This is a genomic window from Paenibacillus sp. J31R109, assembly GCF_059692055.1.
On sequence record NZ_JCAUAR010000003.1, the window covers coordinates 380,932 to 396,989 of the forward strand.

Annotated in this window: 6 protein-coding genes; all 6 read right to left on the reverse strand. The window is 42.6% G+C overall.

Translation table 11 applies throughout. The features are described 5' to 3' along the window. Positions 1 to 40: 40 nt before the first annotated feature. Positions 41 to 2,725 carry a CBM96 family carbohydrate-binding protein gene (locus AC58QT_RS11575; RefSeq protein ID WP_497409112.1) on the reverse strand — a complete coding sequence of 895 codons (2,685 nt, stop codon included), beginning with the start codon at positions 2,723 to 2,725 and terminating at the stop codon, positions 41 to 43. A gap of 194 nt (positions 2,726 to 2,919) precedes the next feature. Beyond that, positions 2,920 to 3,636 (reverse strand): hypothetical protein, encoded by a 717-nt coding sequence (locus AC58QT_RS11580; protein WP_497409113.1) that lies wholly within the window; start codon positions 3,634 to 3,636, stop codon positions 2,920 to 2,922. A gap of 73 nt (positions 3,637 to 3,709) precedes the next feature. Then, positions 3,710 to 10,192: an InlB B-repeat-containing protein gene (locus AC58QT_RS11585; RefSeq protein WP_497409114.1), complete on the reverse strand. Its 6,483-nt coding sequence runs from the start codon at positions 10,190 to 10,192 to the stop codon at positions 3,710 to 3,712. Positions 10,193 to 10,360: 168 nt separating this feature from the next. Next, the gene (locus tag AC58QT_RS11590) at positions 10,361 to 12,658 is read right to left on the reverse strand and encodes a glycoside hydrolase family 95 protein (protein WP_497409115.1); all 2,298 of its coding nucleotides are present in this window, start codon (positions 12,656 to 12,658) and stop codon (positions 10,361 to 10,363) included. A gap of 48 nt (positions 12,659 to 12,706) precedes the next feature. Next, entirely contained in the window at positions 12,707 to 14,299 is a 1,593-nt protein-coding gene (locus tag AC58QT_RS11595) for a response regulator transcription factor (protein WP_497409116.1), read from the reverse strand. 22 nt (positions 14,300 to 14,321) lie between these two features. Next, positions 14,322 to 15,995, reverse strand: coding sequence for a sensor histidine kinase (locus AC58QT_RS11600; RefSeq protein ID WP_497409117.1), 1,674 nt, complete (start codon positions 15,993 to 15,995; stop codon positions 14,322 to 14,324). Positions 15,996 to 16,058: the final 63 nt, after the last annotated feature.

The window sequence follows — 16,058 nt, forward strand, 5'->3', positions numbered from 1 at the left end:
TGCTCTCGTTCTTTTATAACGAAATTACTCTGTACTTTTTTTAATGAAAAGTAACCTGCAAATAAGCCTTATACATACCACTATCACTTTCCTTACTCTTCGCTGTACTAAACAAACCAGTTAAATCTTGCAACGCAAGACTTACGATTTTGTCACCACTTGCCTGCGCTTGCACATACGCTGTAATGTCATACTGGCGCCACTGATACGTAGAATCAAAAGTTGCAGTAGCCATTAAGCTGCCAATGACCGGCATATTGTTCCAGTTCAGTCCGTTTTCGGACCATGTATCATTCTGCACCTGGTAAACAGCGACATTAGAGCTAGTTCCATTCGGATCTGCCAATGCGCCATATACATTCAAAATGACGGAGTCCATCGGCCGACTGATCGGGGTGAGGTCAAACTTCAAGAAAGCTTTACGCCCAAAGCCAGACGGGTTCTCCTTCATATCCAAGCTAGTAGCCGTTCCATAGTTAGTACTGGCATAACCACCGCTGCGCACATAAGAATCTTCTTTTACGCTTAATTTAGCTTGACTTAATGTCACTTCCAAATACGCACTTCCAGCACCCGTTTCTTTGCTTAAAATACTGCTTAAATAGCCCGTTGCATCCTGTAAAGCTACGCTGAGTGTCTTATCCCCATTGGCTTGAGCAATCGCATAGGAAGTAAGATCGTACTCCCTCCATTGATAGGTCCCATCAAAAGTGGCTGTACCCGACAAATTACCGATCGTCGGCATATTGTTCCAATTCAGCGTACTTTCCGTCCAACTGTCGTTCTGTACTTCATAGACGCCTACATTCGTAACAGTGCCCACAGCATCTGTCATAGCACCGTACACTTTTAATTTAACAGCAGCAATATCACTGCCAGATAGAGCGCCAAGATCAAACTTCATGAATGTTTTTCGCCCATAGCCCGTTGGATTTTCTTTCACCTCAAGCATGGTAGCTGTCCCATAGTTATTTCCAGCATAACCACCACTTCTTACATAAGCGTCTTCTTTCACTTTAATGACTTGTTTATCTACCGGAGTAACCGGTTTATCTAAACCTACATATTCATGTGCGCCAATATCAGGTGCATCCGCATATAACGGATTGCCAAAATAATCTCTGCCTCCATTGTTAGCAATAATCATCCCTGCATCAATAGCTGGAGATGTGTTCTTTAATTTGTATCCGACCAAAGTATCAATCTTCGGTTGACCAGGTACCGTACCCGTCCCCCCTTTTCCAGGATCAACAAATTGAGGATCTCCGACAATCCCAGTTGCATCAGCCGCTACTGGTGCGGTTAAATAATACAAGTTGTTTTGATACTTGCCTCCGCCATTCGTAAGGCTTTTTACGTAAAAGATATTATTGGCGACCAACGTATTATTATCGGGTGACACTCTCGTGTTGTTATTCGGTGAATAAAACGTATTGTTATAAGCAAGTCCGCCATTTCCTCCATAGATCAGCCGATTTGTTATGTTTTGGGCAATGTTGTATCGATAAATAATAGGCTTGTAATTCGTCTTATTCCCCTGCAAATCACAGATTAGAAATGCTGATCCTGAATCATGCGCATAGTTATATTGGAAGACAACATTACTGCTGTTCAAATCCGCATCAAACGCCGTATCATCAGCCGTTCTCGTTGTCGCCCAATGCGTAATATTATAAACTTCATTAAATTGATAAATACCATTAATCGTATTCGTAACTTCAATACCCGACGTCCGCCAGTCATGAGCAATGTTATACTCGCTTAATGGTGCATAAGATGGTGAGATTAACTGACCAAAATCGGAGTATTCTAATCCTCCCATCAGCAAATTATTTCTCATGACAATATTTCGATTGGGTACAACTGCCGTTTGGTTCGCATTGGAATACGCTGCCAACGTTACAGCTTGTGCAATTCGAATTCCCGTCTCCGATACCCGTTCAATCGTATTGTTCTCAATCGTAATGCCATCAAAATAAGTTTTTGCGGGTTGCGTGCCTGTATATCCGGGACGTGTATCAACAGTGGCTATGGAAATACCACCGGTCCCCTTAAACCAAGAGCTGTCATACCCGCCTAGCGCAGGTGGATTGGAATATGCCCCCGCTACGGTTCCCCCCGTCGTATCATTCGGTCCAAACTCGCGCAACCCGTTAATATCGTGAATGTAACAATCGCGAATCACAATATGCTTGTAAGCACCTTCACGCCCCGATGCTGTGACCCGAATGCCAGCCAAGTAACCCGTTACCTCGAAAGTTGAGCTCGTAGTCAGTTGAACCGTCGTTGTAGTCGTGCGCCAATTCGTTACAGCTAGATTGTTGATTTCCCAATACTCTTGGTTATCCAATTTAACAGCACTTGAAATGAGACCTTCAGCATCAATTTTCGGCTTATCTCCTGTACCATAGCTATTAATGACAATCGGACTTCCTTCTACACCAGAACCTTTCGGCCAAAGCTGTCCAAACCAGATCTCACCAGATTTGAATAAAATTTGGTTGCCTGGAGCAAATGTTGTGGCATTGACCTTATCTAACGTTTTCCATGCGGTTTCAGGAGAAGTTCCGTTATTCGAATCTTGTCCATTCGAGTAATCCACATAATAAGTACCCGTTACCGCTGCTTCAGCCGTGGGCATCACTTGTGCGGGTAGTATCATTGCCAATACAAACATGGCCATGACAACCAACCTCATACTCCTATAAAGCGTGCTGCTGTTCATTAATAATCACTCCTCTGCATCTTGTAATCGCTTCCATTCTAACTAAATAGAAAAGAGCACCGTACATCGATCATCGAATGTGTGGTGCTCCCCTGTTGTCGTCAGTAATGGCTCGCGATTAACATCATCATATCCAACTAAGAGAGAGATGTCTGCTGACGATTCTGACTTCCTTCTATACGATTTTTACTTGTTTATAACCGACTATATTGTTTGTCGTTTATGTTCACAACCGAGTCTTGAATCCTCCGTTCAATGAATGCATCATAATTCGCATTGACAAGTTGCATAGCAACATCTTCTTTCACCTCTGACAATTCCCTATACCCCAAATTCGTCCCCAAACTATACAAATTATCTTTATACTTCATATAGAAAGCTTTCAGTTCTTCATCTTTAGGTTTCAGTTCAACTTCTGCCAGCTTTTTTTTCAACGCTAACACCAAGTTACTTTGGCGATACGTATAATAATCCCATTCTTCGAAGTGGTTGTTCCCGTAAACAACTTTTCCACTATCGATCGATTTTTGGCGATTGATATTCTCATAATGCCAAGCATCGAGGAAAGCTTCATAGCTGATATCTTTAATAAGGCCTTTATCTTTGGCTAGCTTTTGCTCGAGTTTCAGTTTTTTCATTTTATCCATTGCTTTTTGCTTTAAAATCTCTAGAGGAATTTCTCCGCTGTAATTACGGTTCCAGAAATTCGTATCAATATCCGCCTTATACTTTTGTCTAAAATACGTAATGACTTCGGATTTCGTATTATTCTCTATTAATGAGAATTCGGGTACCGTTATTTCTTCACCATTGATATAAGCCATCGCTTTGTCTTTATCGTGATTCCAAATTATGAGTATGGACAACACTAGGATAATTAAAATAATTGGTAATATAAGCTTACTCTTCATAACCATCATCCTCCATGAATAAAAGCAAGCCATTGACCCCTAATCGGACAATGGCTTATCCCTATTCAGTAACTTAAAATGCTTTTTCTAACAGCCGTTGAATGAAGACAGCAGCATCTGCTCGCGTAATAATGCTTTTTGCATGAAGCTTATCACCTGTAACAATAGCTAGGTCTACAAGTGCTGCAGTTGACGTTAAAGACCAATCTGATAATGTGGCGGCCTCTGCAATCTTAGATAATGTCTTACTTGGATCTACTTTACCCTCAAGTCTTAACATCGGTAATGTTCTACCAAGAATGGTGTAGACTTCTTCATAGGTGATGATACCACTTGGATTAAACAGCTCCGCCGAAACACCGCTTATCAGCTTAGCATCTACGGCTCGCGTGATAGCATCTGCATACCAAGCAGTCACGTCAACATCTTTAAAGCGTGGCTTTGCTACGCCTTTGTCATATAGACCTAATGCTGCGGTTAACATTTGCACAAATTCTGCACGGGTTACCGAACGACTTGGTTCAAAATCACCATTCGGCAAACCAGTAACCACGTATTTAGAGGCTAAAGCTTGAATACTTGATTCTGCTTCATGCCCTTTTATATCGTTGAACGTAATTTGTTTCGCTGCCGCTAATACATAAGTACTATTTACTAAACTCATACCTACATATTTGCCGTTCACTATTGTTAAAGGCACGGGGACGAATGTGCCATCCTTTTGAATTCTTAGTGCAATAACAGCTTTGTTCGTCGTTTCTCCTAAAACACGACCTACCATCTTTTCAAACATCTCAGTAGGCTTATCCACTTGATTATTCGATAACCGCACTTCAAAGGAAACAGGGGAATCTAATAACGTATAGCCTTGCTTTTCAGCTTCTCGTTTGAGTTCTGCCGTTTCTTCTTCATTGAAAGGTGTCGTCATGATGGTAAGTGAAATCTCACTTGGTAAAGCTTTCGGGAAAAGAAGACTAGCTTGAGCAAGCATCTCTTCGGCACTTAAGATATACGATTTATTACCTGCTTGGACCTCTAATGAAAGTTGTTTATCCGTCAATAAACTTAGTTGCTCTACATGCATATTCACCTGCATGCCTGCATCTTCTTTCCCTTCAATTGCCTTTGGCGTTGTAAGTACTAAGGTTGCGCCATACTTTAATTGATCTAGTGATGTTTGAATATTACTCGCATCAATCTTCAATTGTGCTACGGTAGTACCATGAACATCCGTTGTTACTTTCGTATCTTTCTCTAACTCGGATGTCACTTCAACGCGATCTAGCAGAATTGTATTCGGTGTACTAGGTGTACTCGGTGCAATCGGTGTAAAAGTCGAATCTTCACTTGAAGAACCGCCATTATAGTCAATGACTCTCCAAATGGCATAAAGCGTCACATCGGATGCTGTGTTAAAGTTTGTAGAATCTGTATAAAGGATTCCGCTGCCATCTTGCTTCGTGTTCCAGCCGATAAATATATGTTCAGGTTTGGTCGGTACGGGTAGAACACCAACTGGAGCTACAAAAGTTACCCTCTTTTCAGATACGTTTACTTCCCCGCCTTGTGCATCAAAATGCAAGATATATGGATTTGGCGACCATCTTGCATACAAGATCGAGTCCGCTGCCGTATGGTACCAAGTATGACTTGTATACGTTTCTCCCGTTCCATTAGCAACGGTATTCCATTCCGTAAATGTATACCCCATCTTCGTAGCAACTGGTAGTGAGTCTACATACGTGGCATAAGTCACCGAGATAACGGATGAATTAGGGGTTATGATGCCGCCTTGTGCATCCAAGATTAACGTATACGCTTTTGCATCCCAAATGGCAAATAATAACGTATCGGATGTTGCTCGATAAATCGTGTCAGCTGTATAAGCCACACCTGTCCCATTACTAGCTGTGTTCCAGCTTCTGAACGTATAACCGATGCGAATCGGCGTGTGCAAATTACCAACAGGTGCATCATAATTGACCCTCTTATCCGCATACACATCTTGACCACCGTTGGCATTAAAACGCAAGGTATACGCCCCGGCCGACCATTGTGCATACAAAGTTAGATTTCCTGCTAACTGATAGATCGTCGCTTCGGTATAGGTTTGTCCTGTTCCATCAGCCGCAGTATTCCAGCCACTAAACGAATAACCATCACGGTCAATGGGCTCAATAGTTCCTACAGCTGCATCGTACGTAACTTGCTTTGTGAATGGTGTTGATTGCGTATCAAATGTAATTTGATACGTATTCGCTTCCCATTTTGCATAAAGATTCGTATCCTTTGGATCGTTATAAAGAGAGCTTTCCGTCAGCGTCGTTCCAGTCCCATTCGCAGCTGTGTTCCAGCCTCTAAATGTATAACCACTGCGTGTTACTACGGGTAATGTTCCGACCAGAGTATCGAATATGACGGATTGATTGGCTGGTGCAGAGGCTGCACCTTGTGCATTAAAGCTTAACGTGAACGTTTTTGCTTTCCATTGTGCATATAGCATCGTATCTGTGTACTTCATATAGACCGTTAATGGTTGATATTGCAGTCCAGTACCGTCTATGGCTGTATTCCAGCCTATAAATTCATATCCTGGTCGAACTGGCGTCGGCATCCATCCTACCGAATTGCCGTAAGTCACTGTAGTAACCGTCGGGTTAACGGTTCCAGAACTAGCGTTGAACAGTAATTGCGTTACAGGTGCCTCCACAATAACTTTGTAAATGACCGATTGCGGTTGTCCGTTATAGTCAAATGTACCTTGCACGTCAAAGCTTGAAGGATTTGCATACCGGAACGAAGGAATAGCTTCCCAGGTAACAGGTTTTGATACTGTCAATCCTGACGTTGTATCTCGCACATCCAACGTAAGCGGAAGCGTTGGTGCTGTCCCAATTGAAGTACGTACTGTTTTATCACCTAGCACCGAATAAGGAATAACGGCCAATTCGAGGCGAGGTGCAAAATCGCCAGATGAATCCTCCTTTGAGGAGAATTGAATCCCTGAATTAAATGCTGCCGATGCCAACAGACCATTGTTTACAAACTCCGTGTAAGCTAGGCCTAAAGATACATCGGATAAAGAAAGTCCTGTTTGTAATCGACTATTGATGAAATTCGTGATATCGACCTCATACCATACACCATGTGGCGTGATTGAAGCACCACCAGCTACAGTCGGTGCTTTAAAAGAAGCGATTGCACTTCCTTTAAATGGCTTTCTGTTCGTCCAATTTAAGCTCGTTTCGCTCCAGCCAGAATCTGTTTCAAATACAGACAAATCCGTCAAAGCTTTTGAATTCCCATCAATATTCTTCCCATATAATCGAAGCTTTGCTGATAAAGTACTATTGCTTGGGAATGTACTCATATTAAATTGAACGTAGCTTACTCTAGAAAAGCCAGCTTGATTCGCTGATTTGACATGTAAAATGGCTTCTCCACCAAAATTTTCAACATTCGTTCGATCTCTCACATAATCATCTTGTGTTGCCTTGAACACCTGTTTAGGATAATCGACCGTTGCTGCTGTTACAATGACCTCACAAGTTGTCATGATGCTCGGATCGCTGACACTTGCTGCCGTAATGATGGCTGTTCCTGCAGAAACGGCCGTAATTTTGCCATCTGCGGAAATCGTTGCAATTCCGTTGTTGCTTGATGAAAATGTTACATTTTTATTAGTCACGCTTGCTGGCGTTATTTGGCTTGTTACTGTTTTAACGCCGCCAACATTCAAGTACAGCTTATTTGCATCAAGTGCAACGGATAGAACTTTAGGTTCAACAACTACTTTTATTATGACTGGAATTTCAAAAGATGCATATTCCGGCTGAGTTATGAAACCTCTTACATCAAATGTTCCATTGGTTGCGTACAAAGCTGGGTTTATCGTTTCCCATTGTACAGTCACAGGAAGCTGTCTGCCATCCGCTAGTTGAATCGCATTAACGGTTGTCGGAAGAACAGGTAATGTTCCTGTTGTTGTTGTGACAGATAGACCTGTCGGTGCTTGAATCGGTAATGTGCTAACAACAAGCTGTGGTGGCATGTTATCTGGTGACTCTTTCGAAGAGAATTCAATAAATTTTGAGTCTGTATTTGCTCTTAGCAGTTCATTGCTAAGTTCAAAGGAGACCTGCGATTTATTCCCACTCGCTAAGTAAGTTCTCATATAATCCGTCACATTCACATCGAACCATGAATATACTTGTGCGTTTGTTACTGGAACATTAAAGGATCCGATGGAAGCAGCTTGACTTCTAGCAGGCCTATTATTTCCTCTTAGGCTTGACTCGGACCAACCTGTAATTGTTGGAAATATGGAAACTGGCTTATAGGACCCTCTGGCGTCTGAAGGTGATACGGCTTCAATTTTATGGGCGAAAATTCTAAAAATAAATGTTTTATTGTTGGAGTCCTCCTTGATATCCGTTGTAGGAAATTGGAGGAACACCTTCTTATTCCATCCATCATCCGTGTCGGCATTATTTTGTATTTGCAAATTATTAGGATCTGCTGTTTGTGAAACAATTGATGATTGGGATACACTCACTCCTCTTACATACCCATCATCGGAAGGTGTTACGATCTTAATCCCATTCGATGCAGGAGAAACGACAATCTCACTTTCAACATACACGGAAGGATCTGATTTACTAGTAGCCCTAATTTTTGCTGTTCCAGGAGAAATCGCAGTTAACAAACCTGATTCCGTTACTTGAACAATACTTTCGTTACTTGACGTATAGGTTACAGATTTATTTTTAACGGAATCTGGCTTAACCGTAGCCTTTATACTTCCCGTGTCTTGCACATTCATAAAACGTTTATAGCTATCCATCTCTACATACGCCACGTGATCTACGGGTTTATCCGAATCCGAATACTCATGTGCCCCAATATCAGGAGCATCTAAATATAACGGATTTCCAAAGTAGTCCCTGCCACCGTTATTGGCAATACTAATTCCCGTATCGATAGCTGGAGATGTATTCTTTAACTTATACCCTACTAACGTATCAATCTTCGGTTGCCCAGGAACTGTACCTGTTTCACCTTTACCCGGATCGATAAACTGGGGATCTCCTACAACTGCAGACGTATCTGCTGCGAGTGGAGCAGTTAGATAATATAGATTGTTCTTATAGGTACCACCACTATTAGCAAGGCTTTTCACATAGAATATATTATTAGATACAACCGTATTGTTATCTGGTTGCACTCTAGTGTCATTATTCGGTGAATAGAACGTATTGTTATAAACCAGTCCACCATAACCGCCATAAATCAGGCGATTCGTTATATTTTGCGCAATATTATAGCGATAAATGATAGGTTTATAGTTTGTCTTATTCCCCTGCAAATCACAGATTAAAAAGGCTGAACCTGAATCATGTGCGTAGTTATATTGAAAAATGACATTACTACTGTTTAAATCCGCGTCAAAAGCGGTATCATCAGCAGTTCTAGTTGTTGGCCACTGTCTAATATTATAAACTTCGTTAAATTGGTAAATGCCATTTGTTGTGTTTGTAACTTCTAACCCTGAAGTTCGCCAGTCGTGCGCAATATTGTACTCACTAATAGGATCATAGGCTGGTGAGATTAATTGACCAAAGTCGGAGTATTCCAAACCACCCATCAACATATTGTTTCTCATCACAATATTTCGATTCGGAACAACCGTGGATTGGTTTGCATTGGAATAAGCTGCCAAGGTAACCCCCTGTGCAATGCGAATCCCCGTTTCAGATACACGTTCAATCGTATTATTCTCAATGGTAATGCCATCAAAATACGTTTTCGGAGGTTGAGTACCCGTATAACCTGGACGCGTATCCACAGTCGCAATGGATATACCACCGGTTCCCTTAAACCATGAGCTATCATAACCACCTAATGCTGGTGGATTCGAGTATGCGCCAGCCACCGTCCCTCCAGTGGTGTCATTGGGTCCAAACTCTCGCAAACCATTGATGTCATGGATGTAGCAATCCCGAATCACAATGTGTTTATAAGCACCTTCTCTACCAGATGCCGTTACACGAATCCCCGCCAAATACCCAGTCACATCAAATGTGGTGGTCGACGTTAATTGGACCGTTGTTTTCGTCGTGCGCCAGTTCGTTACTGCTAGATTGTTAATTTCCCAGTATTCTTGATTATCCAGCTTCACAGCACTCGATATCAGTCCTTCGGCATCAATCTTTGGTTTATCCCCATCACCGTATTTATCAATAATAATGGGACTTCCCTCTGTACCAGAACCCTTCGGCCAAAGCTGCCCAAACCAGATCTCGCCCGATTTAAATAATAGTTTGTTTCCCGGAGCAAATTGGGTTGCATTGACCTTATCTAAGGTTTTCCAAGCCGTTTCGGGTGTAGTTCCATCATTCGTATCCAGCCCATTTGAATAGTCTACGTAGAACGTACCTGTTGTTGCTACCGCTGCAGCTTCAGCCTTAAGCATTGTGTTCTGCGGCAGCATCATGGCTAGCATGAACGTAATTAGCAGCAACAAGGTCATCTTTCTACAAATTTTACTTATCCTCATCTGAAAACCCTCCAATGTCATGAATGCAATCGCTTCCAAATTATTGAAATGAAAGAGGAGCACCTCACATCTTACCCGATGCTCCTCTTGCGATAGGATCAATGATACATCATGAACCACTAGGTGTATGCTGACGATTCTGACCTATTTCCAGACGATTTTTACTGCCTAATTATTGGGAATCACGACATACTTTTTACCCGCTTCTGTTTTAAAACGTACAACAAAGCTTGGCATTGCGCATTCTGCAATCAGAAGCCCCGACTCATCCCGTACTTGAATGGGCACTTTACTTCTTATTGTACATATCTCAGAATGCTCCGCATGAAGGACGGCTTCCCTCAACAAGCCGTTCTTCCACGTTATGTTAACTTCATAACCCCCACGTGCTCTTAATCCTGTTACACGACCATTCGACCATGCCGATGGAAGTGCTGGCAGCAGCAAAATCTCGCCTTTATGCGACTGAAGAAGCATCTCGGCGATAGCTGCTGTGCCTCCAAAGTTAGCATCGATCTGAAAGGGAGGATGGTCCCCGAACAAATTCAGATGAACAGAATGAGCTAACAAAGCCTGCAAATTGTCATAGGCTTGCTCGGCATCTTGCAGTCGATTCCAAAATTGAATGATCCAGGCCCGACTCCAACCTGTGTGACCTCCGCCATGGGAAAGGCGTCTTTCCAAACTCACTCTAGCCGCTTGTGCTAATTCTGGTGTATGTTCAATCGTAATCTGTTCCCCAGGGTGAAGAGCGAACAAGTGAGAGATATGGCGATGCCCCAGCTCCACTTCTTCATAATCCACAGACCATTCCATCAATTGGCCATGCTTACCAATTTGAGGTTCAGGAAGCCTACCAAGCGCTGCTTCAAGCTTCTCCCTGAAATCTTCGTCCAAAACAAGGATCTCACTCGCTTCTATGCAAGCTGCAAATAAGGCATGAATGATTTGCGAATCCATGGAAGGGCCCACACATAAACAGCCTTCATTTCCATTTGGCAACCGATATTTATTTTCTGGAGAGAGAGATGGCGATGTGACAAGTCGTCCATACTCATCTTCAATAAGGAAATCTAAGAAAAATTCCGCAGCTTCTTTTAATGTTGGATACGCACGATCTCGAAGAAACGTATGATCTAAGCCATATCGGTAATGCTCCCACATATGCAGAGATAGCCAAGCTCCACCCATCGGCCAAAATACCGCAGGAACATAGGTACCACAAACTTCCGTCTCTGCCCACGGAGTCGTGCCATGATGGGCGACAAATCCTTTGGCGCCATACATCTCCTTCGCCGTAATACGACCATTTTCCCGAAGTCTATCCAGGAGATCAAATACCGGCAAATGACATTCGGCTAAATTACAAACCTCAGCAGGCCAGTAATTCATTTGTAAATTAATATTCAGATGATAATCACTTTCCCAAGGAGGTGTATGACTATCATTCCATATCCCCTGAAGATTGGCTGGCAGTGATCCTGGTCGTGAGCTCGCCATTAATAAATAGCGGCCATATTGAAAAAAGAGCGAGATTAATCCAAGGTCCTCTCTACCTTCTTGCATACGTCTCAGTCGTTCGTTAGTCGGGAGGCTCATCAAAGTATTCGCCTCCGTGTCTTCCAATTCGAGCGATACCCGGTTGAACAGCGCAGAATGATCAGTCACATGGTCCTCTTTGATCGCCAAGTAACCTTTCCGCGCAGCTGCTTCGACCTTCTCTTGGCTAGCACGAATAGGATCTTCTTCACGAAAGGATGTAGACGCCGAAAGATATAAGGTTACCGTATCTGCGGCTTCCACAGATACAAAATCTCCAATACAAGTTAAGGCTCCCCCTTCTGCGACAGCCTTGAGCATGACTGCATAGTGTACGCCATCAGGTCCACACTGTCCACTCATCAGTACCCCATCATGACCAACTTTACCTGTTGCACCTTCAAAGGGGCGACGGCTCAAGCTAGCACTGAATGTCAGGCTGCCTGGCGTATCTGCTTCCAAACGAATGGCGATCATACCGTCGATAGCACTTGCGAATATTTCCCTCCGATATGTCACGCCTTCTCGAACAAATGAAAGGCTAGTTATGCCACTAGCTAGATCCAACTTACGAACATACTTGCTAACTTCACCATCCACCCCATAGAAGAACAAATTCAAATCTCCTAGTGTCTGATAGGGAGCCAAATATTTCGGTGCAGCTGTCAGTGACATCCGAGACAAGTACTCTGCTTCCTGTGGTTTACCTTCGAACAGCAACCGACGAATTTCAGCTAGTTGCGTGAATGCCTCTGGATACGCTCTTTGCTTCGGTCCACCATACCAGACCGAATCCTCATTTAATTGGATTTTCTCTTCTTCCACTCTACCGAAAACCATAGCTCCCATTTTTCCGTTTCCTATAGGTAGTGCTTCTACCCAACTACTAGCTGGCTCGCGGTACCACAATTCCTGGTTTGTATTCATTTATGATATCGTCCTTTACGATAGAATTCGTGTTCCGTAAGTAATCGCTTATCTGGACTTATTTCGTTTCTGCAAATAATCCCCTGGTGTCATCCCCATGTATCGTTTGAAGATTTTCGAGAAGTAATTCCGATCAGAAAATCCCAAAGCCAAAGCAGCGCCTTCAATCGTCGCTTCGGGTCGTTCCAGCATTTTAATGGCATTATCCATCTTGTGACGATGAACGAAGTCCGTAAAAGTCGTGCCCGTCACTTTCTTAAAATATCTGGAGAAATAACTTGCATTTAGATGCAAGTATTCAGCCATATCGACCGTTGTTACATTTTCCGAAAGCCGCTCTTGCAAATACTGGTTGATGACCTTTAGTTTAAAATCACCTTGGATCATACTGTCTTTCAAATCTTCATGATCAATTAGGCGTTGTACGTATTGCGAGACGAGTTTAAGCAGATCGTCCATTTTCAGGACATACGCTAGACACTCGTAGAACGCTTCCGAATTGGCCCCCAAATGACCTTTTTTCATCTCAATCGATCGTAAAGTTGTCTGTATAAGTTTCAAAAATACGTTAGGAGCTAGTTTGTTCTCTTCCGCAATAACACCAACACTGGAAAGCAGCTCTTCTTGCTTCTCTACGAATTGCTCATCAAAGGAGGAGGCATACGTTTCCAATTGGCTAACTAATCGTGTGCTTGGCTCATTCGACCATGGTTTAGTGCCATCTTGAATCTCTGAAATAACAGATGAAGAATAAAATCCATCCCACTGTTTTTCTTTCAGAAGGAGTAAAGCAGCAGCTAAACTGGAAAGCTCATGCTTCCGCTGCATGTACTGCAAGCTCAGACGAATTTTGAGGTATTCCTTGCCTTTCTCGATCACTTCCATCGCATAGCTACGGAATGTATCCATCGGATTCGTATGGAGATTATTTTTAAAATTATAAACCAAAACGACTGCATACTCCGTTGAAAATACAGTCATCCCTTCGAACGAACTTTTCAACTCATCCGCAATATTATAAATACCGTAAGAGGCCAATGCATCTCGATACATATATCTTGGGGAATAGGACGAATAAAAAGGCGCAATCATACCTACAATGAAATCAGGATGCTTCCAGCTAACACCTAGTCGGGCACCATACTCCAGTAGATCTTTTGAAGGGCCCTCTTTCATGAACCGATTCATAAAAGTAACTTCAAGAAGCTCGCGATTTCGGCGCATATCTTCCCGATAAGGCTGTTCTTCTTGGTGTGTTTTCTGCGTCTGCAGCAATCGGATCGCCTTCTGTAAACTTGCCTGCAGTTGTTCCTCTGTGAGTTCTACTTTAATGAGATAATCTACAGCTTCCAGTTGAAACGCTTGTTTGGCGTACTGAAATTCCTCATGACAAGTCAGAAAAAGAATAACGACATCCGGCTTTATCGAACGTAATTGAGCGGCTAACTCTAGACCGTCCATCTGCGGCAATCCGATGTCCGTGATCACGATATCTGGCAGTAATTTACGGAACTGCTCCAACGCAATGACACTTGAATACGTTTCATAAACGATTTGTAGATTCAGCTCTTCCCAATTTATCATGTCGCGTAAGTACTGAAGCATCAGTACATCATCATCAATGGTCATCACTTGATACATCTCAGTATCCCCCTCAAACATGTCATCCAATTGGAATTTTCATATAGACATCAATACCGCCAGTAGGTTGATTCTGCAGTTGAATCGTAGCTTCTGGCCCATAAGTTAGCTTAAGTCGCTGGGCAATATTATACAGACCAACCCGTTTCACATCGTCCACGAGTTCGTCCTCACTCGCTGTTAACAGCTGGTTCATCCGTGTCAATCGTTCTGGATCCATGCCAACGCCATTATTTCTAACCGTAATGCATATGCATTTGTCGATGAACTCACCGATCACTTCCAATTGTGCATCCGCTTTCCGCTCTGAGAATCCATGCACAATCGCATTCTCAATGAGTGGCTGCAGCAGAAGTTTGGGCATTTCAAGCGTTTTCACTTCATCTGAAAGTGTTACCGTGAATACGAGTTGCATTTGATTCCGCATTTTCATAATGTCCACATAATCCTCTAACAGCTTACACTCCTGTTGTAGGGTAGCATTCTCGCCCGTATGTAAATAATTCCGCAATAACCGCGTTAACGAATGGATTTTGCCACTATGAAAGGAGTCTTTCGCCATACTCAAGCTAATCTTAATCGTATTTAAGGTGTTCAACAAAAAATGCGGCCTAATCTGAGAGGCCAACGCCTGCAACTCAAGAATGCGATTCTGTTCGTGTTCTTGCTTATTTTTTTCCATGAGTTCTTTAATATTCTCAAGCATGTGATTCAAGGTTCGACCCAATCGGGCAATCTCATCCTGTCCTTGGTCTGGGAAGCGTAATTCAGTATGTCCTTCTCCGAATTGAACAGCTGTGAGTTCCAATTTTCGTATCGGACGATGCAATCTTTTGGCAATTAAGAAGGAGAGCCAACCGAACAGGACAACAAACAGGACAACTACCGTGCTAGCAAGCAGATAAATCCCTTTGACATCACCAGCAATCGGTGCTCGCGATGTTTCATAAATGAGTTTCCATTCATGAATGGGGATGCTAGCCTCACTTCGCAACGTATTGCCTTTCTTTTCATCACGCATATACGAAATATTCGTATCTCCAGCTACGTACTGTCCAGCAGCATCATAGAGAGCCATCGTTCCTAAATGCTGTTGTGTAAATAGATGCTTGAAATAAGCATTCGACAGCGTTATGTAAATAACGCCCAAGTCCTCCGTATTCCATGGATCTTGAATCACACGACCAAAATATAAAGCGTATGGCAAATTCTCTTGCAAGGGATACGAATAAGAGGCACCCAGGGATTGTAAGGTTATGTACGTATGCATCTGGAGTCGGCTTTGAATGACAGGTAAATCCTTCAATAGTCGACTGTAATCTTCAACCGTCTTTTGGTTATGGACGATAAGGCCTTTCGGATTCACAATGAAAAATTGAATATGATTGGTTAAACCCTTTTCACCAAAGTATTGAAAGGATAATTTGATTTCGTCAGCACTTTCAAACTCACCATAACTTCTGATGGCCGTCGTATCTTTCAGCGTTCTCATCCGAGTTAACGTAGCTGTATCTTGAGCCAAGTAACGGGACGATATATCGATAACATCCAATGTCTTACTAATTTCTTGCGAGACCAGATTAAGATATGCGCTATTTCTTTCTTCCATACTCTGATTGATATTGGCTTGAATGAGATAATAGGTGAAAATAGCACTTCCAGCCACAGGGAGGAGAACAAGTAATAGTAGAGACATCTGAAGCCTCTTGTAAAATGTCATAGCTTGAAAATATCTCAATGTACGTCCTCCATCTCGTAG